This window comes from Methanobrevibacter sp., assembly GCF_017406825.1.
GTDB lineage: Archaea > Methanobacteriota > Methanobacteria > Methanobacteriales > Methanobacteriaceae > Methanocatella.
Genome location: NZ_JAFQXT010000017.1, coordinates 33,453 through 60,360, shown reverse-complemented (window position 1 = coordinate 60,360; position 26,908 = coordinate 33,453). Strand labels below are relative to the sequence as shown.

The window sequence follows — 26,908 nt, the reverse complement described above, 5'->3', positions numbered from 1 at the left end:
CTATCTGTTTAATTTTTGGAAATTTGCAGCTTGAAGACCGTGGTGCTTGATCATACCTTCAATTTCTCTTTGATCAGTGTCTTTGTCTTCAAAGGTAATTTGTTCAATGCTGTGTAAGCTGAATGGGGATTTTCTTATTATCGGATGGATTGATCCTTTAAAGAGTTTCATTACAACTTCTCCGCTTACTCTTTCCTGCATTTTGTCGATTGCCTGGTCCAGGTCTTCTCTTAAAGGTTCCTGCCATAGTGCGCAGTAGACTAAATCTGCATAGAGTGTTGACATGTATTCTGCAAATCTCAACTCATCAGTAGTTAAAACCAATTCTTCTAAGGCCTGGTGAGCTGCAATTAATAATTTTGCACCGGGGGTTTCATAGATTTCCCTGCTTTTAATGCCTATCATTCTGTTTTCAATTGTATCTATTCTTCCGATACCATGGTTTCCTGCAATTTCGTTTGCTTTTCTGATTAATTCAATCAACGGCATCATTTCGCCGTTTATAGCTACAGGAATACCTTCTTCAAATTCGATAGATACCTTTTCAGGCTCGTCTTTTGCGTCTTGCCAGGATTTGGTCCATTCGTAGATGTCTTCCGGAGGCTCGTTTGCCGGGTCTTCTAGAACGTCTCCTTCAATCGCTCTTCCCCAAATGTTCTCATCAATACTGTAAATCTTATCATAACTTAACTCGATGCCTTTGGATTCGGCATATTCCTTCTCTTCGGTTCTTGTTAAGTTCATTTCTCTGATTGGTGCAATGATGTCTAAATCTGACATTGCACGGATTACCGCTTCAAATCTGAATTGGTCGTTTCCTTTTCCAGTACAACCATGTGCGATGGCGGTTGCTCCTTCTTTTTCAGCCACTTCTACAATTTTTAAAGCGATTAATGGTCTTGCAAGGGCGGTACTTAATGGGTATCCTTCATATTCTGCATTTGCTTTTATTCCACGAGCTATGTATTCGTTTGCAAATTCTTCTTTGGCATCAATGTTATAGTGTTTTAATCCACCGATTTTTGCCGCCATTGTTTTTGCTTTTTCCATCTCTTCTTCGCCTTGCCCTACATCGACACAGGCGGTAATAACTTCCACGTCATATTTTTCTTCTAATAATTTAACACAAACGGAGGTGTCTAATCCTCCGCTGAATGCTAAAACTACTTTATCAGTCATTTAATCACCATTTAATAAAAAATAAGTTTTATATTAGATTGTTTGTTTTTAATAGTATTTAATAATTTTTAAAAAATTAGGCAGAAGAAAACTCTTAATTGAGGGAATTAATTGAGGTTGAATAGTTATATGGGGTTTTCAATAAAACATCAATTAAGAGCTCTGAGTAGAAAGTATTTTCTACTTTCATCTCTCAATTATAGTTTTGTTGTCATGCTATATAAAAGTTTAGGTATACCTAAATTTTTACCAACAAGTTTCTATCTTCACAAAAATCAATCAGTCTTTCATAGGTAGGATTTGCAATCAATGTATTTTTATTGCCGATAATAATCAGCTTACGTTTTGCACGGGTAATTGCAACATTCAATCTTCTTAAATCCTGTAAAAATCCAATATTTCCATTTTCATTGCTCCTGACTGTGGAAATGATAATGATTTCCTTTTCCCTTCCCTGAAAACCGTCAACAGTTTTGACTTCAACAGGAGTCATTTCCTGGATGATCTTGACCTGGTCTGCATAGGGACTTATGATTCCAATGTCTCCTTCGCTGATGCCGGCATTTATGTAATCTTGAGCAATGCTTGTACTGATTTCGGCTTCCAAATTGTTTATGATGGATTTTGAATCCTTTAGATGAGTTTCACCTTCGCTGTCAACATCTGATGTATCGATGAAGAGCAATGCCTCTTCGCTGCCTTCGCCGCCCATAATGTCATTGATTGTTATGTCATCAACGCTCGAATCACTTTTCAAACCGTTATTGTAAAATTCCTCATTTGGAAATTTCATGAGAAGACTGTTCATGCGATATTGAATGTTCAATAATTGTGATTTGAATGGATACATTCTGATTAATTCCTCAAACAATGTTTTGGACAGCTCTTCTGCCCTGTCACTTATGATTGTTGGAGGCAATTGCTTGTGGTCCCCTGCAAGGATAAACCTGTGGGCCTTGGCTATCGGTATCAGAACGCTTGGAATCGTGGCCTGTGAAGCCTCATCAATGATTGCAACATCAAACTTGACTCTTGCAATTGACTCAAGGGCGGCGGAGGAGTTTGTGGCAAGTATGACATCGCTTGACTCTACAATCTCATTTATCATGCGGTTTTCAATTCTTCTGATTTCATCATGGGCTTCATCGATTTCCTGATTGATTTCAATCCATTTCGCCATTGACTTCATCTTTTCAGCGCTTATTCCACGACCTCCCTTTCCTCGAGAAGCGTTATGAAGGATTTCATAATCGCTAAAACCCCTGCGATACTGAGGGGAAGGCCTTGTATGGACTTTTCGCTTTTCAATCAGGTTGCTGATTTTCTTGTAAATCTTTTGAACTTTTTTATTTAACTTATGGTTTTCAACTTTATAGACCAATGTTTGAGTGATATTGTGTTTTGAAACTCTTTGGGGATGGCCAAGTCTTGTAAGGGTTAATTTTTTATTTTCCATCAGTCTTTCTAAAATGTTATCAACTGCAGCGTTGCTTTCCGCTGTGGCCAGCACCTTATGGTTTTGACGTGTTTCCTGTGAAATCAACTCAACCAATGTCCTTGTTTTCCCGGTTCCGAAGGGACCATGAATCAGGAAGAAGTTTTCACATGAAAGAGCATTTTCAATTGCTTTTTTCTGTGATTTATTGAGATTTTCATCAATGTATGAGATATATGGAACTTCCCGATTTTTTTTGGGATTTCTTTCATTCAAAATGTATTCGAGGGCATTTTTACCTTTTAGGCTTAAATGGTTTAAATTGTCCTCCATTCGCCTGAATGTAACGTCATTAGCATATAAATCAATTCTAACTTTCTTTTTAACTGCCCATTTCGGAACATTTCTTTCAAAAGCGACTGTGATAAATCTTGCACCCTTCTCCGTCACGGTACCTGTCAAATCACTTCGCAGGGGGTTGTCTGTACTGATTAAAACCATGTCGCCAACTGATATTTCAGTGTCGAAGGTTTCAGATCTTCCGAACTGGACAATCTGCAGGCCCAATTCGGTACCCATTCTTTTTCCCCTGACCTTATTGATGGCTCTTCCAAGCTCTTCTCTTCTCTGACCGGACATTGTGCTGATTTCATAAGTCATCAAGTCGATTTCAGCATCTCTTTCATAATTGATAAGCCTAATCAGGTTTTTAATATATTTCTTCATTTTCATACTTATTTTTAAATAAGAGTTTTACTGTATATTTAATTATGCTTTTCAAAAAAATTGAGGAATTCGGCAATCTTGAAATGTCTTATCTCTGCGATTTTTCAGGGGGATACATTTCACGAAACAAATCTATCATGGATAATTTGGATTTAAACAAATTCACTCAATTTGTACTTGAGAAATGTGTTCACGGAACTCCTATTTTTAAATTGGGAAATAAGGGCACTAGAATATTGATTCTTTCAGGCATTCACGGCAATGAACTGCCTTCACAAATCGCTAATCTTAAACTGTTGAATAGGATGCTGTATAAGGATTTGAATCACACATTATACTTTATTCCATTCGCATCTCCGAAATCCACTATGAATAATCAGAGGACATTAAATACAATGGATTTGAACCGTTCGGCCCATATCAAAGATTCATTAAGTAATTTAATTGTCCGGGCTGTTGAGGATTTGGGGATTAACTTTGTCGGCGATTTCCATTCAACTTCTTTTAACTCAAATCCGGGCATCGAATCTGTCTTTTCATCCAAGTCCCCTTCCGCTGAAAGTTATCTGATTGCAAATTATATTTCACAGGATATTGGATGCACGGTTTTATCAGTGGATTTTGCAGGGTCTTACTATAAAGGAGCGGTCGAGGATGTTTGTAATTTAAATGGAATTCCTGCCATCACAGGTGAAGTGGTATGTCCTTTTGCAAATGTCGGTGAAGGAACAGTTGAAAGGTCCTTCGCCCAGATGGTGAGCTTTTTGGATTATTTTGGTGCATAATTACTTTTCAAATGCTCTCTCATTAACCTTTTAAATATATAAAAACTATTTTTAACCAAGGTGATTTAATTGTCTTCATATAAGGGGCATTCAATATTTGCATTAGTACTCTCTTTGATGTTTTTTCACAATCCTCTAACAGTTGCTTTAACATTGATTGGTGCAAATATTCCAGATTTTGACCATAAATTCAAAAAGGACAATGTCTATAAGATGATTATTTTAGGGTTGATAGTGTTCATTTCACTATATATCCTTAAATTACCTTATTATATTGGCCCGATTATTGTATTTTTAGGCGCAACCTTTTATTTTTCGGAACACCGAAGTTTCACGCATTCGATTTTCGGGGTTCTGACTTTAACGGCAGCAGTTTCATTGGTGCTGATTTGGGCATTTCAATTAATTAATGCCGTAACAATTTTGGATAATAATTATCTGCTAATGGCCATTCTGATTGCTCTTTTGAGCTTTTTATTCCTGAATAGGAAATTGCTGATGATTTTTCTTCCATTATTCTTCATCGGCCTATTTCTTCTTCCGACTGCTGAGATTTCATATATCGAAATAATTCTTAGTGTATTCTTGGGCATATTTTCCCACATCGTTCTTGATTCGTTCACTCCGGCGGGAATTAAAATATTCGCACCCCTCTCTTCTAAAAAGGTTTATAGAAATTTTGGACTGAGCATGATTTTTGTTCTGGCGGTGGCTTCGATAATCTATCACATTCCGGTTCTGTTTAGTCTGTTCGGCAATTATGTTGTGAATTATTGGAACCTGGTGTAGTTGAATTCGTCGGATATATCATGTTTTTTAGTATATGAAAAAATCCTTTAATTTTAATTTTGACTATTGATTTGACATCATTTAATTAATCTGATGCGGATTTTTGTTCATGTATATTTTTTTGATTATTTTTAACAATTGTAATTCAGTTTTCGAATACTTTTTTTAAAAAGCATAACTTTATAATGAATAATCATGATAAATAATAATATTATTATTTAAGGTCAATTTTTGACTTTTTAATAAAAATTTGAAATGGAGCTTGTTTAATGTTTTTGACTAGAATCGGTTACGGAATTATATATTTCCTTGACCTTATTTACGAAATCATAAAAGCAACATTCAACGTTGCTTTTAATGGGGTTATGAGGAGAAATATTGACCCTATTGTCATGGATATTGAAACAGTTTTAGAGAGGCCTGTTTCACAGACAATTTTGGCAAACAGTATTTCATTAACTCCAGGTACTCTGTCTGTTGATTTGGACAGCGAGAATAACATTATCAAAGTAGCTGCTATTTCTCCAAGAAAAAAAGAGGATATCATTCCTTTTGAACCTTATATTAAGAAAATGTTGGAGTAATACATTTTCAAAAAAGTCGAGTGAGATAGTATGGATATATTGATTATTTCAGAATATATTTTGGTTATAGCATTAGTTATAATGATGCTGGCCAGCTTAAGGGCAAGTGCATATAGATCCACTTCAATGGGGCTTCTGGGAAGTTCTGTAATTGTCAACGCCTTTGCTGTAGCATTGCTAATTGGAGGCAGTCTATATAATCTTGAATTCTTTAGAGATATATCATTAGCTTTAATATTCTTTGGTTTTGTAGGAACTATTGCTTTCGCTGTAACGTTGGGAGGTGAAGATAAATGATTGAGTATGTTCAATCAATCCTTCTTATCATATCAGCTTTCCTGATAATCGTATCAGCAATAGGACTTATAAGCTTAAGTGGAAATACTCGAAACGTGGTTTATGGAAGAATCCACATTGTAGGGGTATTTGATATTGCTTGTATTATCGCTATGATTGCTTTAGGCCAATATCTCCTGGCTGGAATTTACTTTATTCTAGCACCATTCACAGCACACGCAATCGCTAATGCTTACTGGAAAAAAGAAGATAGAGAAAATAACGTCGATTTATTGACAGTTGAAGAAGAAGTAGATGAAAATCATCCATTCATCCATCCTAAGGAAAAGATGCAGGCTTTAGAAAGTGAAAACTCAGAGAAACTTAAGGCGGATGACAGATTTTCAGTAACTACAATAACAATTGATGAGGGTGAGTAATAATGTTGGAAATTGTATTGTGTATCATCGTGATATTAAGCGCAATTCTTGCTCTTATTCAAAAGGACTTGCTGAAGGCGGCAATTTTAACCGGATTCAGCGGCGGCGCTCTTGCAGTATTGTTCCAGATATTGCTGGCACCTGATGTTGCTCTGACACAGGCCATCGTTGGCGCTGCAATCGTACCGGTATTCATTGCTTTAGCTGTTAAGAAAACCCAGAGGAGTGATGGCTAATGGCACAAGTTCAACTAGCGATATTGTTAACATCTGCTGCATTGGTCATTATTGGGCTTTATTCAGCAATATTCATTGATAATATCATAAAAAAGATTATAGGTATTAGTTTCATTGAAGAAGGGGCTAACCTGTTCATTGTTGCTATTGGTTATAAGGCCGGAGGAGTTGTACCAATCCTGATGCCAGGAATGGACACTTCATGGTTTGCGGCAAACGCGGCTTATCCTTTGCCTTTCGGTTTAGTGCTTACCAGTATTGTAATCGGCGCAAGTACCTTGGCAGTAATGCTTGCTTTAGTAATGGTTTTATACAGAAGATACGGCACATTATCCACTAAAGTAATGTTGGCCGATACATCAAAACAGGAGGAATACAATGAATGAATTAATCCCCCTTATGGTAATCGTTCCTCTTATGGCGGCATTATTGATAAGCGCATTTTCAAAGTTCAACAAGGTAACTAAGATTTTCGCATTTGTTGTAGCAATATGTTTACCGCTGATTCCTCTATTGTCCAATTACGGTCTTCATTACTTCGGAGGTTATCAGCCGATGCTGGACAACGTCACAGGTGTGATGTATCACCCGGCAATTACATATTCATTCACATTCCTGCAACAGATTATCATTGGCGCTGTAGGTCTTTTAACATTCCTGGTTGTATTCATCTACCTGACCAAGTATAAGAAAGTTTCAGGACCGTACCTGTTCCTTCTGTTCCTGGGTACTGCTGCTGTAACAGCGATGATTTTAACCGACGACATATTCCACATGTTCGTATTCTTTGAAATACTCGCTTTGGCACAGGTAGGTATCGTTGCGGCCTCTTCAATTGATTACAGTTATGAAATGGCTTTGAAATATATGATTTTAGGATCCATCGGGTCTCCGATAATGCTTTTGGGAATTGGATTCTTATTGGCATTAACTGGTAGTGTAAATGTAACAGATATTGCACTAGCTGTTCACACAGGTTTAATTGATGCTACATCTCCAGTATTTTTATTATCACTCGCATTGATATTCTTTGGTTGGTTATACGCGTCAGGTTTACCACCGTTCCATACTATAAAATCTGGAATCTATTCAAAAGCAGAACCTCACGGAGCAGCGCTCCTGCAATCATTTACAGTTGTTTCAATGATTTCAATCGTATTAATAATGTTTAGAATTTACTCTTCACTTCCAATCTTTGAAGTTCTTGTAGTCTTCTTCTCTATCTTAGCTATGATATTGGGGGTCTCTCTTGCGTTAACCCAAACAGACTTCAGAAGAATGATTGGATTTTTAGCAGTAGGTGAATTAGGTTTCATTGGTTTAGGAATCGGGCTTGGAACAAACTTTGCAATTACAGCTGGACTCTTCCAGGCATTAAATGAAATCATAATCACTGCATTATTATTCATAGGTTTTGGTGCTGTTGTTCATGCAACAAATGAAGTAGATACAAGAAAATTAGGTGGAATTCTTGCATACCATCCGAAAGTGGCCATAATGCTTTTAATTGGTGGTCTTGCAATGGCAGGAGTTCCTCCATTAAGCGGTTTCCAATCTAAACTAATGCTTGTTCAGGCATCTTTAAGTTGCGGATTCCCTGAAATATCTATTTTGGCCATTATGGTAAGTATAGCAACATTTGTGGTATTTGTAAAGACATATTATACCATGTTTTTAAAACCAAAACCAAATGACTTAGACCTTGAAGGAAAAGAGGTTCCAAGAACTATGGTTTTCGCAATGGGAGTACTGCTGATTATTATCATACTTTTAGGTATTTTCCCAGATGTGGTTACAAGTGGAATTTCTAACTTTGTAGGAGGGATATTATGAAACTGTATGACCAAATCTTTGATGTTGTAAAGCAATTCAAAAAATTGTTTTCACCTGGACCGGTTACTAATGCCGATGTTTCAGGAAGCATTACGGCCGAGATATTCTTGATTGTATCTTTGGTCATATCTGCAATATTGCTAAGGCATGTAAGTGTTTTGCTTGCAGGATTGGTTACATTGATATTGACTGTCCTGCTGATTTCAAATATTCCGCTGATTCCGAAGTTCAAAATAGAGCAGGAAGATTCACTTGAAAAAATGATATTCTATGCGGTTTTAGTTCTGGCTCTTATTGTAACATTCATGTACTGGGGTGGTAATCTTGTCTAAAACTACAATACGCAATTTACTTGCAGCAGTCTTGACAGCGGTCTTTTCCGTTACTTTGCTTGATGCGATTTACAACCTGAGCAGCATCATAAATCCTGGTGTAAGCAATATTTACAATGCTTTAGGAACTCAGATTGCTCCAAACATGGTAACTGTTGTCATATTTGACTTTAGAGCATATGATACATTAGGCGAATCAATCATATTGTTAACTGCCGGATTAGTGGTCTTGCTGATATTCGGCAGAGGATTATTGGGGGCTAAAAAATGAGTCAGAATAGTATGATTTTAAAACTTATATCTTTACCGATTTCAATTATATTGTTTTGTTTAGGTATAATGACCATTCTTGGAGGCCACATCACTCCTGGTGGAGGTTTCCAGGGCGGTGCAATGATTGCAAGCGGAATTATATTGTCTGTTCTCGTTTATGGAGTAGGTAATTCCCCATTAGAATTGTCACATTTATATATTGAAGTTTTAGAATCTGTCGGTGCATTGGGATTCATAGTATTCGGATTGATAGGTCTTTTTGTAGGAGGATTCTTCCTATACAACGTAGGAACAGACTTGCTTAATGTCGTTCCTCAGGCAATCCAAAGCGTCCTGCATTATCCGGATGTTACAAATGCCGGTATAATTCCATATCTCAACATATTTGTGGGATTGAAAGTGTTTGTAGGATTGTCTTCAATCGTCATTGCATTTGCAGGTTTTAAAAAATTTGTAGAGGAGGGTGAACAATGATATCTTTCGGACCAATAATATTCGGATTGATATTGGGGTTAGTTATCGGGTCACGAATCAGGCTCGACGTCAATGATACTCATTTCACTCTCGGCGCATTTATAATAATACTTATTGCAGGAATAATTGTAGCATGGCAATCCGGCAATTATCCGTTTTACACTGATCTGCCGGCGTCCACTGCATTTTTATCTGCTTTAATAGGAATTTTTGTAGGCAAACTAATATTTGCAAGGAGTAAATAAGGAGTTTTTAAAATGTTTTTATCAACTAATGCATATGAAAAAAGCGAAGAATGTATTAAAACATGTCCTACAAAATCTATTAGGTTAATCAATGGCGTTCCATTCAGCTGTCTGACTTGCGGAATCTGTTATCAGAACTGTCCGAACCATGCAATATTTAAAAATAGCTACGGAGGATATGTTGTGGACAGAGCCAAATGTAATGGCTGTGGAATGTGCATGTACAACTGTCCTACAAATAACATTACTATCGACGACGGCATAGTATATGGTATTTGTTCACGCTGCGGCGTATGTGCAGAGCAATATCCTGAATATCGTGTTGACGGATTTGAATTTGAAAAGGAAAAACAGATTCAATTGATCAAGTCATTCAACATTTTAAATCCTCCATTGGATGATGTTCCTCATAAAACCGAAAGCGAAGTCAAGGTGGTTTCAAGAACCTACTTCGGAACTGACACTGAAAAATGTATTTTATGCGGAAGGTGTGAAGAGTACTGTCCGATGGGAGCAATTCATGTTAAAGTCGACAGGGATGAAGGAATCTGTAGGGAATGCAGATTATGTGCTGATGTTTGTCCAAACGAATCAATGAACAAGCATCAAATGGTAAACACTTCCTCATGCACACTTTGTCTTAACTGTATGAAAGCATGTCCGCACAATGCGATTTCAGTTGATGATTTCAGAATAGTTATTAATAAGCTAAATCAGGATGCGACCGGAAAGATTGTATCCTGTCTGAATTGCGGATTATGTGCAGATTTATGTGAAAACGAATCTCTTAAGCGTGACGGCGACAAATTGAGATATGACCCAACAATAGACACTGAAAATATCACTCATGATTTGGCTATTGGCCATTGTCCTATTCACACATTGCGTGAAGACGATGAAATGTTTATCTATGATGAATATAGTGAAGAGGAGTTCCCTGCATTGACAGGTTTCTGTGTGAGCTGCGGAAAATGTGTCCAGGTCTGTGATGAGGCAGGGGCCCGTCAGGTAATGACTCATACCTGGGACGGCAAGGTCACAGAGGATTGTATTTCCTGCGGAATCTGTGTTGAAATGTGTCAGGAGGATGCAATCACATTATACCGGGGAAACATTTCTGTAAATATGGACAAATGCATATTATGTGAAAATTGTGCAGTTCATTGTCCTGTTGACGCAATTCCTAAATCAACAATGTATAAAAATGAAATCAAAGACGGATTCAATTTCATTGAGCAAAAGTTATGTATGCATTGTGGAGTCTGTTATGGAATTTGCTCATATGATGCAATTGAAAAAGTTGACGGTAATTACGTGGTTAATGAAGAGAATTGTACTTATTGCGGCGCATGTAAGAATGCATGTCCTGCAAGGGCATTTTTATTCGAAAGAAATTTTAAAGATTCAATAGAGGGTATTTAAATGAGCAGTATACTGAGAATAGCTCTTGAAGGAGCATTTACTAACTTTAAAAGAATCTTTTTTGCAGCTGATAGGGTTACTGATATGGAAATGAGAAATCAGATTGCAACGCTGTCAGTGGAGGTTGATGACAGAGTTGATGAGAAGGCCTGTATTGGATGTGCGGGCTGTGCTAATGTCTGTCCGACCGGCGCAGTTGAGATGAAAGAATTGGCAAAGCCAGTTAAGATAACTGACGGATGGATTAAAACCGAAGTACCTGAAATTAATCTTGAAAAATGTGTTGTATGTTATTATTGCCATGATTTCTGCCCAGTATATTCACTTTATGGTCAAAAAGGAACCATACATCCAAGTAATGTTGGAGACCAGGAAGTTGACATTGGGCAAACCATGAGTCAGCCGTTTAAAATTTCTGATGACAAACTTAAGTTCATAGCACAATACCTTTCAGACAATACGGTATTGAAGAACAGAGAGGAGGGTGATTAGATGGGACTTAAATCATTTTCAAGAGCAAGAGCGATACATGTCATGCTGGTTTACACCGGCGGATGCAACGGCTGCGACATTGAAATTGTAAACTCAATTCTATCACCTAGATTTGATGCTGAGCAATATAATGTGTTTTTAACATGGAATCCTCGTGAAGCCGATGTGTTGGTTGTCACAGGTCCTGTCACACATTTGAATAGAAAACCATTGGAGGCAATTTATGAAGCCATTCCTAATCCAAAACTGGTTGTGGCTGCTGGAAGTTGTGCGCTGATGGGTGGTGTTTATAAGAATTGTTATGGTGACATTCCTTCAGAGGAAATTGAAGGGCCAGTTGAAAATATCATACCTGTAAATGCTAAGGTGCCGGGTTGTGCTGTAAGGCCTCAGGATGTTTTGGCTGGAGTTGTATCACTTTTACCTACATTATTAGATGCGGATTAGAGGGGATTTGATGGATAAGAAAGTACCAAGAAGCAATATTATCGAAACTGAAATTCCAATGGGTACGGTTCACCCTGCTGCATTGGAGCCATATAGGGTAAGGTTTTTTGTAGAGGATGAGATTGTTCAGGAAGCCGAAATCACTATTGGTGTTAATCATAGGGGTATTGAAAGGATCATGGAAGGCCTTCCGGTTGAAAAGGCAAATGCCCTTACCGAGAAAATCTGTGGAATCTGTTCAAATGCACATATATGGAACTCATGCAGAACAGCTGAATTAGGATTAGGTATTGAAATTCCTGAGAGGGCTTTATATATTCGCGTAATTATGAGCGAACTCGAACGTTTGCATTCACATTTCTTGTATTTGGCGCATGGTTGTGAAGTATTGTCTCATGAAACATTTTCAATGAGGGTTTTCTACCTGAGGGAGATTGTCATGGAACTGCTTGCGATGATTGGAGGAAACCGTGTGCAATACGGTTGTTCAGTCCTAGGAGGAGTAAGGCCAAGATGTGATTTGAATGAAGCTAAACTCTTAAGACTTAAAAACGACATGGACAAAATAGAGGAAGGACTAACAGGTTTTGTCGAAAGGTTTTTAGCAGATTCCATAGTAATGTCAAGGATAACCGGAATCGGAGTCTTGCCTCAAAAGCAGGCTATTGAACTTGCCGTTACCGGACCTACCCTAAGGGCAACAGGCGTTGCAAGGGATTTGAGAACCACAATGTTTGAATACGACGATTTTGACTTCAATGTAATAACCCAGCCTGACGGAGATGTCAAATCAAATCTTGTCATGAGGGCATTGGAATCATTCGAAGCAATAAAAATCATAAGACAAGCTATTGCCAACATTCCTGAAGGCAAAATTGTAAATCGCGACTGGGAAATGTTTGACACTGACATTAATGAAAGTTACATTGAAGTTCCAAGGGGAACCCTATATCATTCATATGCCTTGGAAAGTGGAAGAGTAAGGCACTGTATCATCAGGACTCCATCAATGGCGAATATTGGTGCAATGCAATACGCATGCATCGGAGACCAGATTACAGATGCGCAATTATGCATCGTACAATGTGACCCATGCTTCACATGTACCGATAGGGCAATTGAAATAATTAGGAGATAGAGAAATGTTGGAAAATATACTCACCAATCCGATTATTGCAGTAGTTCTTACAGTCCTGGTTTGTTTTGTCATTTCAACATTGCTCCCAGGAATCGAAAGGAAATATATTCATGCAAGGATTCAACAGAGAATCGGACCGATAGTAATCGCGCCCGGAATCATGGCTCCAATCAAATTCATGTTCAAGGAAAATGTAAATATATCATCTCCTGTTCCTAAGTTGTATAAGGCATTGCCAATCCTATGCTTTATTGTAGTTTTATGTATCTTGATTGCATTAACTCCTCAGGCTTATAAAATCCCGGCTCTTTCCAGTTTGGTGGCTATTGTAGGATTTTTAAAAGTGGAAGAAATCTGTTATGTCTTGATGGGGGCATTGTCAAAATCCGTAATGTCCGTTAGGATGCCTTTCCCTGATAGGATTAAAGGAGCGGTTCACATCAAATCAAACCGCTCATTTGTGGAGGATATAAGCGCAAGAAGATCACTCAGAATGATTACATACGGATCATTCCCATTGTATCTTGCATTATTTGCACCTATCACAGCGGCAAGAAGCGTATTTCTTCAGGATATCGTAACTTATCAGCAGTTAAACGGACCATTCTTATTCACGGTGGCTGGAGGAATTGCAGCAGTGGTATTTTTCATCGGTTATATGATTATATTGAACGAATATCCATTTTCAATTATCAAAGCCAAATCCGATGTAATTGAAGGGCCATATATGGAATATGCGGCAAAATATAGGGCAGTTGTCGTATTGACAAGAGGATTCTTCATGTTTGTTCTTGGTGCGGTCTTTTCAGTATTGTTCATTGGAGTTCCACCAACAATTTTATCATGGGGAATTGTACTAAATATTATTGTAGCGTTAATATTCGTAGTCTTAATGGGAATATTTTCAGCATTTGCTCCTGTATTTACAAATAGACAGTTATTACCATCTATTTTAGGAGCCACATTGCTAGGAATATTGGCTGTTGTAATAGGATTATTATAGGAGGAATTATTTATGAAATTTGTTATGAGGCCATATCATATGGTAAGTCTTGGAGGATATATTGTCGAATGGGATTTTCCTTACAGGAATCTGATTGTTGTAAATAAAACCTCTGAACCAATTAAAATAGAAATACCTGTATTTCATGAGGAATGGATTCAAGAACATAAGGAATTGGGTCTTGAAGTGATTCCCGTTACAAAGGACGATAATTATTTAAGCATGTGGAAAAGAGCGCATGCTGAACTAGACAAAGTAAGGCCATAAAATGACTGATTATACCTTAACAATCAAATCTGACGAGAAAATGGGAGTTTTGGATGACATTACCGATGTCATCACTGCTCATGGTGCCAATATCAGTTATGTCAATCTTTTCGTTGAGAAAAATAACATGGGTTCCATTAACCTGGAATTGGAACATGTTGAAGATATTGATGAGTTGGTTTCAGATTTGAATTCAATTGAAGCAGTAAAATCAGTGGAATTGCATGGTTCACAACTTGACATTTACGGAAAGCGTATAATCATTGTCGGTGGCGGGGCACAGGTATCCCAAGTGGCTATGGGTGCGATTACCGAAGCAGACAGGCATAATATACGAGGGGAACGTATCAGCATAGATACAATTCCATTAGTTGGAGAAAAATCTTTAGCCGAAGCTATTGAAGCAATATCAAGACTTCCTCGTGTGAGTGCTTTGGTTCTTGCAGGTTCTCTTATGGGTGGAGAAATCACAAAAGCCGTTAAAAAGGTTAAGGAAGAAAGCAACCTGGTTGTTATTTGTCTGAATATGCCGGGAAGCGTAACCGAATACGCCGACTTGATAATTACAGATCCTATTCAGGCAGGAGTTCTTGCAGTGATGTCAATTGCAGACACGGCCGTTTTTGATATTAAACGTTTAGGCGACAATATTAAATATTGATTCATGTTTATGGACGTATAGGATAGGGAGTTATTAATTAACTCCCTTACTATTTAATTTTTTAAGCAAATATCTTTATATTCGCATTTTTCACATTTTTTAGGGCTTTTTTTAACATCAGGCTTCTTTTTATTTTCAATTATCTCCTTAACTTCGCGAATTATATTGAAATAAGACTTTCTCAAATCAACATCCATTACTACCGGACGCCTGTCGCCTATTTTTTCATAATCCACAAAACCAACGTATACGTCGGTTGCAAATTCCTCTTCAATTAACAGGGCATATGCTGCCAGTTCAATGGCATCCTGATCCCAAACCCCTTTAAGAGGTGGAGTCCCGCTCTTAAGAAGTATAGGGTAATATCTTCCGTCATTTATTTCAATCTTATCGCAGATTCCGATTATATCCAACCCTTTATCTTTTATCAAATAGGAGTACATTGAATTTGGAAAGAACATGTCAATCACTTCAAAAGCATTTTTATCAAGAATTGTCATTGCCTGTTTTGTTTTTAAGGAGGTCATTTTAATGCTGAAATATGCATTTTCAATTATTTCATTAATCTGTGATGATTCAAGTCCCAAATTCATTGTTTTAATCGATTGGACAGTGCCTTTGATGTACTGGTCAATGTTTTCTGACAGCATACATTCGATTTCTGAAATTGTCATTTCCTTTTTTACTTTACGCATATTTTTCTGAATCAAGTCCTGAACATCGATTTTAAGCTTTTTAATCTCAATTGCCAGCTGGTAATCCTTGTTTTCTTTTGAATCTAAATGTATCTGGTGATATAATTTCAGTGGGCAGTACATATGTTGTTTAATTGAAGAAACTTTTATCATCTCATAACCTCTTAAAATTGTAATTATTAGTTTAAACTTACTAATATTTAAATTAAGAAGTTATAAATACCGTAAATCTTTCTAAATAAAATAAAAAAAGTAAATAGCTAATAATTTAGCTATCCACTATCAATTTAACTATTTGCATCATGAATTGCTTTTTGAAGGCAATACTGAAAGGATAACCGGAACAATAATCAGCACGATACATAATATAATCCTAACTATAAGGCTATTTACATCTCCGCTTGTTAATGTGGAATAAACTCCTTGCATCCAAAGGAAAAAGATACAAACAGGCAAGATGTATTTAATTACTATTTTCCAAAGTTTGCCTACTTTTACAGTGGAATATTGATTTAATGTGGCAATCAATTCATCGAATTTGTAAATCCAACCGAATATTATGCATTCCAGAAGCACTCCCAACAATAATGCGAAGTTATTTAAGAATGAGTCAAATATTCCTAAAATCATGCTTCCGGCGCTTGTTGCAAAGATGGATGAAATTAGAAATCCTGCAATGCACGCTATAGTAACTGCCTTTTCACGGCTTGCATCAAATTTTTCAGATAATGAATAGGCAACTCCTTCTAAAAGGGCTATTGCGGAGGTAATTCCAGCAAACAATATGCATAGGAAGAATAAAGGGCCAATAAGATATGCCCAATTGCCCATTATATTAAATACCTGTGGAAAAACAACAAATGCAAGGCCGGTTCCTTCTGTAACAAGTTCATCGAATGGGATTCCGGAAGTAAATGTCATGAATCCTAAAATTGAAAATATTCCTATTGAGTTAAAGACTTCAAATCCGGAATTGGAAAATGCTACAACAAGAGCATTATCAACTAATTTAGCTCCATCAGGCAAATAACTGGCATAAGTTAGTGCAATTGCCATGCCCAAACTTAATGAGAACACAATTTGTCCAAATGCAGCTAACCATACATTAGGATTTGTCAGCGCCGACCAATCTGGGGTGAATATTTGGGCATAACCGATTGATGCGCCAGGTAACATCAGTGAAAATGCAACGATTATCACTACAATTGCGCATAAAATCGGCAATAATATTCTACAGACTTTTCCAATTCCATCATTCAAGTCCCGTTTAACAATGAGCCATATGACAATCCATATGACAAATATTGAAACAAGAACATTTGGAACTATAGTTGCGAGTCCTGCAAATGAATCATTTGCATGCAAAACATGATTTGCGAAATATAAATCAGGATTGGCTCCCCACGCTTTTGTAAAACTCAAAACAAGATAAATCAAATCCCATCCCACAACACAAACATAATATGTTGTAATCAGGAATACGACTAATAAAATAAACCATGCTACCGGTTCTAATTTGCTATTAATGGAATAAACTATCCGTGAAAGTGATGTTTTGAATTTATATCCGACGGCATATTCCACCAGAACAAATGAGATTCCAAGGAGAAATAGGGAAACGATATACGGAATCATGAATGACCCTCCACCATTGGAGTACAATACATTTGGGAAACGCCAAATGTTTCCAAGTCCAACGGCGGAACTAATCATGGCCATGATAAATACAATATTGTTATTCCATTGCGATCTTTTTGAACTACTCATAATATCACATATTTCAGACTATAATATATTTTTGTCATCAATATTGATAAATGATTTGTTCTCAAAAGAGGTTAATGGGGATGGTTTAATATAATTTCGTCTTAGGCAGGGCTTTCCTTAAGCTTTAAATATTCATCAACCGCTTCACGGGTAGTTCCAACAACTATACGATAATGGCTGAATTCACCATTAACGATAACCTTTTCCACTTTTCCTTTTGCGACTACATGCTCTCCATCAATCACTTCGCCGGCATAGGTGTGTGTAAATGAAACGACTTCAGTTAGCGGGACATCGACTCCATCTATAATCTCCACATTTTCGATAGTGTAGAGTGAAGGGTTGTCAAATGCTCCAAGAGCACTTACAATGTCACATTCAATCTTGGCGATTCCCTGAGGTTCGTAAACGGTATCTCCCCATGTGCCTTCAATTTCATCGTAGTCTTTTGTGGCCAGAATGTCAAATAATGTGCCGTTGATGGTTCCCCTGTTTGCTTTCCTGTTTTCATACCATCTGAACTCCTCCTTGGTCAGGCTTTCATCGAACATTCTCTTGTCGTATACGAAATCCCAGTAATCGTTGGTGATTCCTTCAACGGTAATGTGTTTGTCGACCTCTTCAATATAAACTTCCTTGCCCCTATGTTCCTTGAAAGCGGCAATAGCCCTTCTGTGATTGTCAAGACCGTAGACAACAAAGTCCAGGTCTGAAACGTCACTTTTTTGAAGTCCCGGCAAGATCGAACCTGAAATTCCCAAATGGTCGTATGGAATGTCCGCCATGAAATGGAAGAAGTCGGCGACATCCATTAACTTTGCAATGAGTTCGGGGTTTTTGACTTCACCTCCGGATTCAAAGGTCTCTTTAAGTCCTAAAAGCCTTTTTTCCGGTTTGATTATTCTTTCAACTTTTTCCAGGGGAACACCCATCATTTCAACATTTGTGACATCAGAAAAATATAAATAATCAGGATGGTTTTCTCTAAGATAAGCGTATGCTTCCCCAGAACCAACTTTCCTATATCTTCTGCCGTCTTTTTCACGGTCTCCTTCAGGATCGGGAATATATCTTAGAAATGAAATTACTCTGTCTTCAGGGTGAATGTAATTGGTTGATGCGAAGTATAAATCGTCGCTTGTGTATATGAAATCTCTTGTTCTTACTTGTTCCATAATATTAACTCCTAAGTTAATTTTGTATTTTATATAATTAAATGATATTTATTTATATTAAATTTGTATAATATTTAATTGTTTATAATCATGGGGGGAATATCTATAAAACCAGCAATAATTCCTACAATGCTTTTTCTTTTTGTCTTAATAAGTTTAGGTTCTGTGGGCGCTGCCGATTGTAATCAAATAAATTTTACCATGTAGGATTACGATATGATTGCAGATGAAACATTACAGATGAAACGGATGTCGGCAATTTCACTGATTTGAATAACCTGATTATTGAGTCCGAAAATCAATTGATATTAAATAAAAATTATAAGTTTGACCCATCATCTGATAAAGATTTTGATGGATTTACAATTGCTAAAGATAATTATATTGTTGATGGACAAGGCCATACTGTAGACGGTTCAGGCCAAGTGAGGATATTTACTTTTACAGGATCAAATGTCACACTAAAAAATATTAATATAATCAATGCAAATGGGTCTAAGGGTTCAGCAGCAAATTTTGCTTCTTTAGCGATGGTCGATAATTGTACTTTTATAAATAATACGGCTTCTGGCTCAGGAGGGGCAATATACATTAATAATGCTGTTGAAAATTCTAAAATCAACTCCACTTTCATTAACAATACTGCAAATAATGGTGGAGCAATCTATTTCAACAATGAAACAATTAATACTTCAATAAATGGATATTATGAAGGAAATGCTGCAGAAAGAGGTGGTGGAGCAATTTACATTAAAGGAAAATCCACAAATAATAATTTCACTGCAGAATTCTACAATAATGTCGCAAAAGCTGCCAGTGGCGGGGGAATTTTCTTTTACTCTTTTGCTGAAAACAACAGATTTGAAGGTGTATTCAGATACAATAACGCAAGTTATGGTGCAGGAATCTTTTTTTACTTTAAATCAAACAATAATAAGTTCAACAGTGATTTCAGATTCAATATAGCAAAGTCTTGTGGCGGAGCAATGTTTTTCTACAATACCACAGATAACAATAGCTTTACAGGTTATTTCATAAATAACTCTGCTCTGGGACAAATCGACACCGAAAACGGAAACGGCGGAGCAATAACGTTCAAGGATACATCAACCAATTGTGTTTTTACCTCTTATTTTGTAAACAACACCGCGCGTCTATATGGAGGGGGTGTAAACTACAGGCAAACTCCCTCCAATATAACATTCAACAGCAATTTCATAAACAATGCTGCAGAATATGGGGGTGGAGTCAATTTCTTCGAAACTTTTGAAAAAATTGTTGTAAGTTCACCAACCAGTGTCATTGTTGACAGGTCCAAAAGCAAACATGAAGACATTCGCAACTTCAATAAGAGATTTTCATCAAGTCTCAATAATTCTGAGGGTCATTTGATAAACATAACTCATGCCAATTCCATTAAAGAAAAGGGATTGCAGATTGTTGACTTGATTGCATGGTCAATTTTTCAGAGTTTAGAGCATGGTGATTCTAAATTCATTGATTTGATTAAAAATAAGGACATTGATGAAGTCTTTAAATGATTTTAAAAGTAGAATGAGAGACTGAAGAACCTACAGCCAACTAATTGACCTATGAAATATTTATTTCATGGAAAGTCGCCACCAGCGGTGACAATGACATGTAGGCTGAGCCAATATTGGCTTTTACCTTCCAATCTTCAAATTGTATTTAGGCATGTTAAGATATATAAATATTTTCATGATTCGTTGAATTGCATCTAATCATAGTGGAAACAGTTGATGCTTAATTCAATTATTAATTCGCTTTTTTGGTTGAATCGAATCATAAGTAAATGTCCAAACATCTACTATTTTTTTCAATTCAGATACGATACTTTTTTAAACACTGTTAACTATATATTAATAGGTAATTTAATTATTATAGGTTATATCATGACAATTACTCACAAGCATGTTGACGAAATATTTGAATATGATGGAAGCCAGATTAATCCTTCATGGGCATTTCAGGAGTTTGGAATTTACGGATCATCAATCATAACATGGATTGGTCCGGTCAATATCACTCCGGATAACCTAAAGGATTTTGCCGATGTCGGTTTGGAAATCAAATCAAGCAATATGGTAAATTTCATCTGTGAATTCTTTGACCAGCAGCCTCCAAACATGAGGGTGGCTTATCTAAGGCAAAGGCTTCTTGTCATGATATTCACAGAGATATTGGCAGAATATGGAGTTCAGACAAAAAGGGAAGGCGACGACATCTTCATTGAGGACAGAAAGTTGTCCATTTCAATTGCAAGCATTTCATTAAGCTCTGCAAAAATACATTTCGCCTTAAATTTAGAGGATAAAGGAACTCCCGGTGATGTTGAAACCATTGGTTTATTTGACATCAGAATTGATAATAAACAAATATTTAATCACGATAATTTATTGGAATTAATTAACAAAACTGTCAATAGGTTCATTGACGAACTGGAAACTATTGAAAATGACATAAGCAAAACCAAGGTGTTATGATGAAAATTTTAGTTAATGGTATTCAATCAAATTTAAGATTCTCTTCAGCCCACGTGATTCCGGGCCACGAATCCTGCGGCTACATTCATGGGCATTCCTACTTTGTTGATGTTGAAATCGAAGGGGAAAGGGCAGGCGAATTTGAATTTGTAGTTGACTTTAAAGATGTGAAAGGTTATACCAAGGCGATTTGTGACGAACTGGATCACAGATTGCTGATTCCCGTTTATAATGATTTAATTGAATTTAAAGATTTTGACAAGAAAACCGATTCAATTTTTAACTTGAAAAAGAAACATTCAGTTCACTTTAAAATCGACGGCAAGGGATATTCCCTTCCGGGCGTTGATTGTGTGTTTTTACCGCTCCCTTATACATCTGCTGAGGAGTTGGCAAAGTTTTTCGCGGAAACTTTGGCCAAAAAGTTATCCGAGACTTATGACAATCTTGAATATGTGGCGGTTTGCGTAAATGAGGGAATCGGCCAGGGTGCCGAATATAGGAAAGAGTTATGATGAAAGCTCCAATCATTGAAATATTTTCATCCTTTCAGGGGGAAGGTCTTCTGATAGGTGAAAGACAAATTTTTGTCAGATTTGCGGGATGCAATTTGAATTGTAACTATTGCGACACCAATGACAGTAAATCCGAGAAATCAGGAACCTTAATGACTCCTAATGAAGTGACGGAGGAAATCAGAAAACTCATGACTCCTGATTGCAGAACCATTTCATTTACTGGAGGTGAGCCTAGCCTATACCCTGAATTCATTTCAGAGGTCGGCAAAAACTTCAAGTTAAAAATCATGCTTGAAACTAATGGAACTTTGCCTGAGAAAATAGACTTAATTGAGAAATTGGACATCGTTTCTTTGGATATAAAGTTGCCGGAGCATTTTGATGGCGATTTTGACAGTTCCATTTTTTTTAATGAGATTAAATCATTAAATTTATTAATTAAAAAATCTATAAATGTATATTGTAAAGTAGTTATATTGCCATCAACAAAAATAAAGTCATTTAAAGAGGTAGTTGATAAATTATCACAAAATATTTCAAACAAAAGCAACCTTAAAATAATTATCCAACCTTCTAGTCCATTGGGAGAATGGAAAGACATTAATTTTAAATTATTTGAGTTTTCCGAAGTTGTTGGGCAATATTTTGAAGTTTCCACCATTCCTCAAATCCATAAGATTTTGGATATCGAGTGAATTTTGTTTTTAATATTTATTCTGATTTTATTTTCGAGATGGCAATTGTAAATGAGGTGTGTAAATGAAAGATAAAACATCTATTAACAGAAAATCAAACACAGGCGCAGTTGAACGTGAAACCAAAGTTCATGATAGGGAAGGAGACATCATGGCTATTGCAACCAGAGACGTGGTTTCAATTCCTCCTTCAAAAAGTATCAAGGACACTGCTAAAGTAATGATGGAACATGAATTTAGAAGATTGCCGATAACTGACCCTGGTTCTGGAAAATTATTAGGTATTGTAACCGTAATGGATATATTAGATTTCTTTGGTGGAGGAAAAAAATTCAACATTATTGAGAAAAAATACGAAGATAATTTCCTGGCAGCTATCAACGAGCCAGTAAAGGAAATCATGACTCGTAATTTAATCACTGTGTCCAACAAGGCTTCAATCGGGGACACTCTTGAAGTGATGCTGGCTAATCAATTAGGAGCTATTCCTATTGTCGATGCTGATGAAAAACTTGCAGGTATCGTGACTGAAAGGGATATTGCTTTATCCCTGGCAGGCGTTGCAGGCAAAGACATTGTACAGGATTATATGAGTCCTAAAGTATTTACCACAACCCCTGGAACTTCTTTAGGAGACGCATGCAAAATCATGGTTAGAAACGGTTTGAGAAGAATTCCGATTGTCGGCGGCGAAGCCGATATCTCCAAAGCTGCTAAAAAATTATTGGGAATTCTAACTTCCACTGACGTCATCAGATACTTGAATGCAAAAGAATTGTTCGACCACCTGAATTCCAATTTGGCAAGCGATGTGCTGGAACAGACAAAAATTTCAGAAATCATGGCCAAAGACCCAATCACAGTCGAAGCAACCATGACTATTGGAGACTTATGCCAGCTCTTTGCCGATGAAAATATTGGTGGAGTTCCGGTTGTTAAAAATGATGATGTAATTGGAATCATCACTGAAAGAGACATATTAAACGCAGTTAAAAGATATTAAACTTTATAGGGGATGATAATATGCAAATTAAGAATTTGATGTCTGAGGACATAATTACCGTAGACAAAGATCAAAATCTTTCTGATGCTTTAAAGCTATTGCGCAAAAACAATGTTTCACGTTTGCCGGTAGTAAACAATAAGGAATTGGTGGGCATTATTTCTGAAAGGGATATTGCCGCTAAACTCGGTTCCTCAAAATATGAAAGTATGCCTGCATCAAGACTTCATATTTCCTCCGTAATGGTTAAAGACGTATGTACAGTTCCTCAAACAATGCAATTAGGTGAAGTGGCAAAAATCATGTTGGAAAAAGGCATCGGATCTGTTCCTGTCATGAGCGAAGACAAGATGGTTGGAATAGTTTCCAAGGCGGATTTTGTTACACTTGCTGTAGGAATTGCTTTTGACAAAGTAACTGTAAAAGAGATAATGACCAAAGATTTGGTAGCGGTTTCACCAACTGATAGGTTAATCCATGCAAGACGTCAAATGATGGAAGCCCATGTAGGTAGGGTTCCTGTCATCGAAGATGGAAAACTGGTGGGTATGGTAACTTCCAAGGATTTGATGAGAGCATTCATCGACTTTAGAAAAACCGTGCCGGAAAAATATCAAAAATCTCAAATAAAAGAGGTTTTAGTTGAATATATCATGTCTTCTAATCCAACAGTCACATCAAAGGACGCTACAATATCTGAAGTGGCTAAAATCATGATGGAAACCGGTTATAACGGATTGCCTGTCGTTGAGGATGGTGAAGTCGTTGGTATCATAACACAAACTGATATTTTAAGACTAATTGAAAAATTAGAATCTTAAATATCTCTTTTTTCTTTTTTTTGGAGTGATTAATATAACATCAATATCATTTTTAGGCCCAAAAGGAACATTCACTCATGAAGCTGCGAATATTTTAGGAGATGACTTGATTCCATACTGCACAATACCTGCCGTAATGGAAAGTGTCGCCAATAATGAAACGGAATTCGGCGTGGTTCCAATCGAAAACTCAATCGAAGGACCTGTTGGAATAACATTGGATTCGCTAGCACATAAATTCGATTTAAAAATATATAAGGAAATCATCATTCCGATCAATCAGAATCTGATTGTCAATCCCGGATGCAAGCTTGAGGATATTGAAGATGTTTATTCCCATTCCCAGGCAATAGCTCAATGCCAGGAATTCATTAACAGGAATAGGATTCAGCCTCATTATGCGGTAAGCACAGCCAATGCCGCAAAAAATATTGTAGGGGACAAATCCAAAGCGGCAATCGGAAACCGCAAAGCCGCTGAATTATATGGATTGGAGATTCTTGAAGCGAATATTCAGGATACGGATAACAATGAAACAAGATTCGTAGTCGTTTCAAATGAGGCTCATGAGCCGACTGGAAAAGACAAGACTTCAATCATCTTTTCAATTTATGAAGACCGCCCTGGAGGATTATATAATATTTTGGGAATTTTCCAGAAAAACAACATCAACCTGACAAAAATTGAATCAAGGCCTTCCAAAAAAGGCTTGGGCAAATATCTCTTCTTTGTAGACTTTAATGGCCATATAAATGATGAGATAATTAAGAATATACTTAATGAAATTGAAGAAAATACTTATTTTTTAAAAGTTTTGGGGTCATTTCCCGAATTTTAAGTAACATTTAAATTAATGTTTAAATATAATTTACATTATAATATTTTCGGGGAGGGTAGGCATGACAGAAGAAAGAGACAAACTTCTTCAGATAATGAGCAGTTTAGAATCAGATTACAAATCTGGCAAAATTTCACCTGAAAAGTATAGATACTTCCGTTCCAAATATGAAGACAAGCTCAATTCTATTGATGCATTGGAAGCGACCAGAAGAATCAGATCTATGCAGGGCAAACCAAATGCTCCTAAAAACGATAAAAAGAGAAGTAAACCTACCAGAAATAAGAAAAAACAAGAACAAGACTTGGTTCAGAAATATATTATTAATCCTAAAAAGGAAGATGCTAATTATAATAAACAGAAAAAGTCATCAATGAGCGGTGGCACTTTCAGATTTGTAGCGATATTGGTTCTGGTTATTGCATTCACGGCGGGTGTCGCATATGGTATATTTAATCTGGATACCGAAACAATTGCGGATACCAGTGTGGTTGCCATTGTTGAAGATACGGCGTTCCCTGAAATTGTAGCCGTTGTAAATGATACTCAGAAAAATGTCACTGTAGATGATAACCAGACCGTTGAAGAGGAAATTGAAACCACAACGGAAACCACTACGGATACAACTGATACGGATGATTCATCATCTGATTCCGGTTCAGATTCAAGTAGTGATGTCACTCCTACACCTTCTCCTTCTCCAGATGATGGAGGTGGAAGCGATGACGGCGGAGGAAGTGACGATGGAGGCGGAAGCGATGAGGGATAATTTCCATTTTAAGGTGATATTATGAAAGGTAAAATTTTAAGGGGAAGCATTATTACAATCATCCTGATTGCATTTTTAATAGCCAGTGTTAGTGCAGATACTAATTCTGAAGAGCCTACCACTATCCAAACTTTATCTAAAGGAGGTTTGGTTATTCATTACCCTTCAGATTGGGGTTATTCCCAGGCAACCTCAAATTATTCTATAATGGCAATCTCCAAATTGGATTCAATCGATGTTGCAGGCGTAGGTCAGGTCAATATCAACATCGAGAAAAAACCTATTGAAGGGGAATTTTATTCATTTGTAAACACTTCTTATAAATCCATGCAGCACGATAAGACATTCACTTTACTTTCTTCCGGTGAATCTGTCATTGGCGATAGGACTTCATTGGAATACATCTATATTTCTAATGACAATGGAACAGAACGTGAACATAAGGCTGTTTGGTTTGAAAAAGGTGGTCAGGCATATGTTTTATTATACAGTGCTCCACAGGACCAGTTTGAAGAAAATCTATATGTATTTGATTACATTATATCAGATATTCAAATCACTTAAGGTGTTTTTTTATGATCATATTATGTGTTACAGGCAGCATTGCAGCTACTGAATCTATTAAATTGGCACGTGAACTTAGAAGAGAAGGTGAGGAGGTTAAATGTTTCATGAGTGATTCGGCTTGTGAAATCATTCATCCGAATGCCATGGAATTTGCAACAGGCCATGAAGTTGTAACTAAGTTAACCGGAAAGATCGAGCATGTCAAGTATGCACAGGAGGATTTAATTCTTGTAGCTCCTGCCACTGCCAATACGATTTCCAAATTTGCTTATAAAATTGCGGATAATCCTATCTCAACCTTATTGATTACCGCTCAAGGTCATAATACTCCGATTATTTTTGTTCCATCAATGCATGATTCAATGTATGAGGCAATTAAAGAAAACATTGATAAAATCAAAAAAGAAGGTTCAGCATCTTTCATTAAGCCTAGAATGGATGAAGGCAAGGCGAAATTCCCCGCTAAAGAGGACATTGTTCTTGAATCATTAAGAACCATTAATTTAAATAAAGATTGAT

At 36.8% G+C, this 26,908-nt stretch carries 34 protein-coding genes; 29 read left to right on the top strand and 5 right to left on the bottom strand.

Translation table 11 applies throughout. From position 1 onward, the window contains the following. On the bottom strand, nt 1–1,179 hold the full coding sequence (locus IJF99_RS02950; protein ID WP_292791890.1) for an argininosuccinate synthase: 1,179 nt from the start codon (nt 1,177–1,179) through the stop codon (nt 1–3). Between the two features lie 238 nt (nt 1,180–1,417). Beyond that, the gene (locus IJF99_RS02945) at nt 1,418–3,340 is read right to left on the bottom strand and encodes an IGHMBP2 family helicase (protein WP_366931245.1); all 1,923 of its coding nucleotides are present in this window, start codon (nt 3,338–3,340) and stop codon (nt 1,418–1,420) included. A gap of 44 nt (nt 3,341–3,384) precedes the next feature. Here IJF99_RS02945 and IJF99_RS02940 point away from each other — a divergent pair, with 44 nt between their 5' ends. The 19 genes from IJF99_RS02940 to IJF99_RS02850 all read left to right on the top strand — a co-directional run bounded on the left by IJF99_RS02940 (nt 3,385) and on the right by IJF99_RS02850 (nt 15,037). Beyond that, nucleotides 3,385–4,125, top strand: coding sequence for a succinylglutamate desuccinylase/aspartoacylase family protein (locus tag IJF99_RS02940; protein ID WP_292791884.1), 741 nt, complete (start codon nt 3,385–3,387; stop codon nt 4,123–4,125). A gap of 69 nt (nt 4,126–4,194) precedes the next feature. Next, nucleotides 4,195–4,914 (top strand): metal-dependent hydrolase, encoded by a 720-nt coding sequence (locus IJF99_RS02935; protein WP_292791881.1) that lies wholly within the window; start codon nt 4,195–4,197, stop codon nt 4,912–4,914. A gap of 269 nt (nt 4,915–5,183) precedes the next feature. Then, nucleotides 5,184–5,498: a monovalent cation/H+ antiporter subunit E gene (locus IJF99_RS02930; protein ID WP_292791878.1), complete on the top strand. Its 315-nt coding sequence runs from the start codon at nt 5,184–5,186 to the stop codon at nt 5,496–5,498. Between the two features lie 30 nt (nt 5,499–5,528). Continuing rightward, complete coding sequence (locus IJF99_RS02925; protein WP_292791875.1) at nt 5,529–5,795, top strand: hypothetical protein; 267 nt, start codon at nt 5,529–5,531, stop codon at nt 5,793–5,795. Next, nucleotides 5,792–6,214 carry a cation:proton antiporter gene (locus tag IJF99_RS02920; protein WP_292791873.1) on the top strand — a complete coding sequence of 141 codons (423 nt, stop codon included), beginning with the start codon at nt 5,792–5,794 and terminating at the stop codon, nt 6,212–6,214. The genes IJF99_RS02925 and IJF99_RS02920 overlap by 4 nt, the downstream gene beginning before the upstream one ends. Nucleotides 6,215–6,216: 2 nt before the next feature. Next, on the top strand, nt 6,217–6,450 hold the full coding sequence (locus IJF99_RS02915) for a DUF4040 domain-containing protein (RefSeq protein WP_292791870.1): 234 nt from the start codon (nt 6,217–6,219) through the stop codon (nt 6,448–6,450). Further along, entirely contained in the window at nt 6,450–6,836 is a 387-nt protein-coding gene (locus IJF99_RS02910) for a cation:proton antiporter subunit C (RefSeq protein ID WP_292791867.1), read from the top strand. The genes IJF99_RS02915 and IJF99_RS02910 overlap by 1 nt, the downstream gene beginning before the upstream one ends. Next, complete coding sequence (gene ehbF, locus IJF99_RS02905) at nt 6,829–8,283, top strand: energy conserving hydrogenase EhbF (RefSeq protein ID WP_292791865.1); 1,455 nt, start codon at nt 6,829–6,831, stop codon at nt 8,281–8,283. The genes IJF99_RS02910 and ehbF overlap by 8 nt, the downstream gene beginning before the upstream one ends. Next, complete coding sequence (locus IJF99_RS02900) at nt 8,280–8,615, top strand: hydrogenase (protein ID WP_292791862.1); 336 nt, start codon at nt 8,280–8,282, stop codon at nt 8,613–8,615. The genes ehbF and IJF99_RS02900 overlap by 4 nt, the downstream gene beginning before the upstream one ends. Beyond that, complete coding sequence (locus IJF99_RS02895) at nt 8,608–8,886, top strand: EhbH (protein WP_292791859.1); 279 nt, start codon at nt 8,608–8,610, stop codon at nt 8,884–8,886. The genes IJF99_RS02900 and IJF99_RS02895 overlap by 8 nt, the downstream gene beginning before the upstream one ends. Then, nucleotides 8,883–9,362 (top strand): MnhB domain-containing protein, encoded by a 480-nt coding sequence (locus tag IJF99_RS02890; protein ID WP_292791856.1) that lies wholly within the window; start codon nt 8,883–8,885, stop codon nt 9,360–9,362. Before IJF99_RS02895 ends, IJF99_RS02890 begins: the two co-directional genes overlap by 4 nt. Continuing rightward, nucleotides 9,359–9,607: an energy-converting hydrogenase B subunit J gene (locus IJF99_RS02885; RefSeq protein ID WP_292791853.1), complete on the top strand. Its 249-nt coding sequence runs from the start codon at nt 9,359–9,361 to the stop codon at nt 9,605–9,607. Before IJF99_RS02890 ends, IJF99_RS02885 begins: the two co-directional genes overlap by 4 nt. Before the next feature lie 12 nt (nt 9,608–9,619). Continuing rightward, nucleotides 9,620–11,029: a 4Fe-4S binding protein gene (locus IJF99_RS02880; protein ID WP_292791851.1), complete on the top strand. Its 1,410-nt coding sequence runs from the start codon at nt 9,620–9,622 to the stop codon at nt 11,027–11,029. Continuing rightward, nucleotides 11,030–11,521, top strand: coding sequence for a 4Fe-4S dicluster domain-containing protein (locus IJF99_RS02875; RefSeq protein WP_292791850.1), 492 nt, complete (start codon nt 11,030–11,032; stop codon nt 11,519–11,521). It abuts the gene before it with no gap. Further along, the gene (locus IJF99_RS02870) at nt 11,522–11,968 is read left to right on the top strand and encodes an NADH-quinone oxidoreductase subunit B family protein (protein WP_292791847.1); all 447 of its coding nucleotides are present in this window, start codon (nt 11,522–11,524) and stop codon (nt 11,966–11,968) included. A gap of 10 nt (nt 11,969–11,978) precedes the next feature. Next, nucleotides 11,979–13,106, top strand: coding sequence for a nickel-dependent hydrogenase large subunit (locus IJF99_RS02865; protein WP_292791844.1), 1,128 nt, complete (start codon nt 11,979–11,981; stop codon nt 13,104–13,106). Nucleotides 13,107–13,110: 4 nt separating this feature from the next. After that, nucleotides 13,111–14,109 carry an NADH-quinone oxidoreductase subunit H gene (locus IJF99_RS02860; protein WP_292791841.1) on the top strand — a complete coding sequence of 333 codons (999 nt, stop codon included), beginning with the start codon at nt 13,111–13,113 and terminating at the stop codon, nt 14,107–14,109. A 12-nt stretch (nt 14,110–14,121) separates the two neighbouring features. Continuing rightward, complete coding sequence (locus tag IJF99_RS02855; RefSeq protein WP_292791838.1) at nt 14,122–14,376, top strand: energy-converting hydrogenase B subunit P; 255 nt, start codon at nt 14,122–14,124, stop codon at nt 14,374–14,376. Between the two features lies 1 nt (nt 14,377). Next, nucleotides 14,378–15,037: a DUF5612 domain-containing protein gene (locus IJF99_RS02850; RefSeq protein WP_292791835.1), complete on the top strand. Its 660-nt coding sequence runs from the start codon at nt 14,378–14,380 to the stop codon at nt 15,035–15,037. Nucleotides 15,038–15,090: 53 nt separating this feature from the next. Here the strand turns inward: IJF99_RS02850 and cas4 are convergent, their stop codons facing one another. The 3 genes from cas4 to IJF99_RS02835 all read right to left on the bottom strand — a co-directional run bounded on the left by cas4 (nt 15,091) and on the right by IJF99_RS02835 (nt 18,674). Further along, nucleotides 15,091–15,885 carry a CRISPR-associated protein Cas4 gene (gene cas4 / locus IJF99_RS02845; RefSeq protein WP_292791833.1) on the bottom strand — a complete coding sequence of 265 codons (795 nt, stop codon included), beginning with the start codon at nt 15,883–15,885 and terminating at the stop codon, nt 15,091–15,093. 147 nt (nt 15,886–16,032) lie between these two features. Then, nucleotides 16,033–17,499, bottom strand: coding sequence for a sodium-dependent transporter (locus tag IJF99_RS02840; protein ID WP_292791831.1), 1,467 nt, complete (start codon nt 17,497–17,499; stop codon nt 16,033–16,035). A 101-nt stretch (nt 17,500–17,600) separates the two neighbouring features. Further along, nucleotides 17,601–18,674, bottom strand: a complete 1,074-nt coding sequence (locus tag IJF99_RS02835) for a DNA polymerase subunit beta (protein ID WP_292791828.1) — start codon at nt 18,672–18,674, stop codon at nt 17,601–17,603. A 302-nt stretch (nt 18,675–18,976) separates the two neighbouring features. Here IJF99_RS02835 and IJF99_RS02830 point away from each other — a divergent pair, with 302 nt between their 5' ends. The 10 genes from IJF99_RS02830 to IJF99_RS02785 all read left to right on the top strand — a co-directional run bounded on the left by IJF99_RS02830 (nt 18,977) and on the right by IJF99_RS02785 (nt 26,907). Continuing rightward, complete coding sequence (locus IJF99_RS02830; RefSeq protein WP_292791825.1) at nt 18,977–20,215, top strand: hypothetical protein; 1,239 nt, start codon at nt 18,977–18,979, stop codon at nt 20,213–20,215. A gap of 372 nt (nt 20,216–20,587) precedes the next feature. Next, the gene (locus tag IJF99_RS02825; RefSeq protein WP_292791822.1) at nt 20,588–21,178 is read left to right on the top strand and encodes a DUF366 family protein; all 591 of its coding nucleotides are present in this window, start codon (nt 20,588–20,590) and stop codon (nt 21,176–21,178) included. Beyond that, nucleotides 21,178–21,693 (top strand): 6-pyruvoyl tetrahydropterin synthase family protein, encoded by a 516-nt coding sequence (locus IJF99_RS02820; RefSeq protein ID WP_292791819.1) that lies wholly within the window; start codon nt 21,178–21,180, stop codon nt 21,691–21,693. Before IJF99_RS02825 ends, IJF99_RS02820 begins: the two co-directional genes overlap by 1 nt. Next, nucleotides 21,693–22,391 (top strand): 7-carboxy-7-deazaguanine synthase QueE, encoded by a 699-nt coding sequence (locus IJF99_RS02815; RefSeq protein ID WP_366931244.1) that lies wholly within the window; start codon nt 21,693–21,695, stop codon nt 22,389–22,391. The genes IJF99_RS02820 and IJF99_RS02815 overlap by 1 nt, the downstream gene beginning before the upstream one ends. Before the next feature lie 64 nt (nt 22,392–22,455). Then, complete coding sequence (locus IJF99_RS02810; RefSeq protein WP_292791813.1) at nt 22,456–23,394, top strand: CBS domain-containing protein; 939 nt, start codon at nt 22,456–22,458, stop codon at nt 23,392–23,394. Nucleotides 23,395–23,414: 20 nt separating this feature from the next. Then, nucleotides 23,415–24,215 (top strand): CBS domain-containing protein, encoded by an 801-nt coding sequence (locus IJF99_RS02805; protein WP_292791810.1) that lies wholly within the window; start codon nt 23,415–23,417, stop codon nt 24,213–24,215. A 25-nt stretch (nt 24,216–24,240) separates the two neighbouring features. Continuing rightward, the gene (gene pheA, locus IJF99_RS02800; RefSeq protein ID WP_292791807.1) at nt 24,241–25,053 is read left to right on the top strand and encodes a prephenate dehydratase; all 813 of its coding nucleotides are present in this window, start codon (nt 24,241–24,243) and stop codon (nt 25,051–25,053) included. 61 nt (nt 25,054–25,114) lie between these two features. Further along, complete coding sequence (locus tag IJF99_RS02795; RefSeq protein WP_292791804.1) at nt 25,115–25,822, top strand: endoglucanase; 708 nt, start codon at nt 25,115–25,117, stop codon at nt 25,820–25,822. A 21-nt stretch (nt 25,823–25,843) separates the two neighbouring features. Then, complete coding sequence (locus tag IJF99_RS02790; RefSeq protein WP_292791801.1) at nt 25,844–26,386, top strand: hypothetical protein; 543 nt, start codon at nt 25,844–25,846, stop codon at nt 26,384–26,386. 11 nt (nt 26,387–26,397) lie between these two features. After that, entirely contained in the window at nt 26,398–26,907 is a 510-nt protein-coding gene (locus tag IJF99_RS02785; RefSeq protein WP_292791798.1) for a flavoprotein, read from the top strand. Nucleotide 26,908 lies beyond the last annotated feature (1 nt).

Coding starts and splice junctions, on each gene's coding strand:
- IJF99_RS02950 (WP_292791890.1), bottom strand. CDS start 1,179: ATGACTGATAAAGTAGTTTTAGCATTCAGCGGAGGATTAGACACCTCC.
- IJF99_RS02945 (WP_366931245.1), bottom strand. CDS start 3,340: ATGAAGAAATATATTAAAAACCTGATTAGGCTTATCAATTATGAAAGA.
- IJF99_RS02940 (WP_292791884.1), top strand. CDS start 3,385: ATGCTTTTCAAAAAAATTGAGGAATTCGGCAATCTTGAAATGTCTTAT.
- IJF99_RS02930 (WP_292791878.1), top strand. CDS start 5,184: ATGTTTTTGACTAGAATCGGTTACGGAATTATATATTTCCTTGACCTT.
- IJF99_RS02925 (WP_292791875.1), top strand. CDS start 5,529: ATGGATATATTGATTATTTCAGAATATATTTTGGTTATAGCATTAGTT.
- IJF99_RS02920 (WP_292791873.1), top strand. CDS start 5,792: ATGATTGAGTATGTTCAATCAATCCTTCTTATCATATCAGCTTTCCTG.
- IJF99_RS02915 (WP_292791870.1), top strand. CDS start 6,217: ATGTTGGAAATTGTATTGTGTATCATCGTGATATTAAGCGCAATTCTT.
- IJF99_RS02910 (WP_292791867.1), top strand. CDS start 6,450: ATGGCACAAGTTCAACTAGCGATATTGTTAACATCTGCTGCATTGGTC.
- ehbF (WP_292791865.1), top strand. CDS start 6,829: ATGAATGAATTAATCCCCCTTATGGTAATCGTTCCTCTTATGGCGGCA.
- IJF99_RS02900 (WP_292791862.1), top strand. CDS start 8,280: ATGAAACTGTATGACCAAATCTTTGATGTTGTAAAGCAATTCAAAAAA.
- IJF99_RS02890 (WP_292791856.1), top strand. CDS start 8,883: ATGAGTCAGAATAGTATGATTTTAAAACTTATATCTTTACCGATTTCA.
- IJF99_RS02885 (WP_292791853.1), top strand. CDS start 9,359: ATGATATCTTTCGGACCAATAATATTCGGATTGATATTGGGGTTAGTT.
- IJF99_RS02880 (WP_292791851.1), top strand. CDS start 9,620: ATGTTTTTATCAACTAATGCATATGAAAAAAGCGAAGAATGTATTAAA.
- IJF99_RS02875 (WP_292791850.1), top strand. CDS start 11,030: ATGAGCAGTATACTGAGAATAGCTCTTGAAGGAGCATTTACTAACTTT.
- IJF99_RS02870 (WP_292791847.1), top strand. CDS start 11,522: ATGGGACTTAAATCATTTTCAAGAGCAAGAGCGATACATGTCATGCTG.
- IJF99_RS02865 (WP_292791844.1), top strand. CDS start 11,979: ATGGATAAGAAAGTACCAAGAAGCAATATTATCGAAACTGAAATTCCA.
- IJF99_RS02860 (WP_292791841.1), top strand. CDS start 13,111: ATGTTGGAAAATATACTCACCAATCCGATTATTGCAGTAGTTCTTACA.
- IJF99_RS02855 (WP_292791838.1), top strand. CDS start 14,122: ATGAAATTTGTTATGAGGCCATATCATATGGTAAGTCTTGGAGGATAT.
- IJF99_RS02850 (WP_292791835.1), top strand. CDS start 14,378: ATGACTGATTATACCTTAACAATCAAATCTGACGAGAAAATGGGAGTT.
- cas4 (WP_292791833.1), bottom strand. CDS start 15,885: ATGATAAAAGTTTCTTCAATTAAACAACATATGTACTGCCCACTGAAA.
- IJF99_RS02840 (WP_292791831.1), bottom strand. CDS start 17,499: ATGAGTAGTTCAAAAAGATCGCAATGGAATAACAATATTGTATTTATC.
- IJF99_RS02835 (WP_292791828.1), bottom strand. CDS start 18,674: ATGGAACAAGTAAGAACAAGAGATTTCATATACACAAGCGACGATTTA.
- IJF99_RS02825 (WP_292791822.1), top strand. CDS start 20,588: ATGACAATTACTCACAAGCATGTTGACGAAATATTTGAATATGATGGA.
- IJF99_RS02820 (WP_292791819.1), top strand. CDS start 21,178: ATGAAAATTTTAGTTAATGGTATTCAATCAAATTTAAGATTCTCTTCA.
- IJF99_RS02815 (WP_366931244.1), top strand. CDS start 21,693: ATGAAAGCTCCAATCATTGAAATATTTTCATCCTTTCAGGGGGAAGGT.
- IJF99_RS02810 (WP_292791813.1), top strand. CDS start 22,456: ATGAAAGATAAAACATCTATTAACAGAAAATCAAACACAGGCGCAGTT.
- IJF99_RS02805 (WP_292791810.1), top strand. CDS start 23,415: ATGCAAATTAAGAATTTGATGTCTGAGGACATAATTACCGTAGACAAA.
- IJF99_RS02795 (WP_292791804.1), top strand. CDS start 25,115: ATGACAGAAGAAAGAGACAAACTTCTTCAGATAATGAGCAGTTTAGAA.
- IJF99_RS02790 (WP_292791801.1), top strand. CDS start 25,844: ATGAAAGGTAAAATTTTAAGGGGAAGCATTATTACAATCATCCTGATT.
- IJF99_RS02785 (WP_292791798.1), top strand. CDS start 26,398: ATGATCATATTATGTGTTACAGGCAGCATTGCAGCTACTGAATCTATT.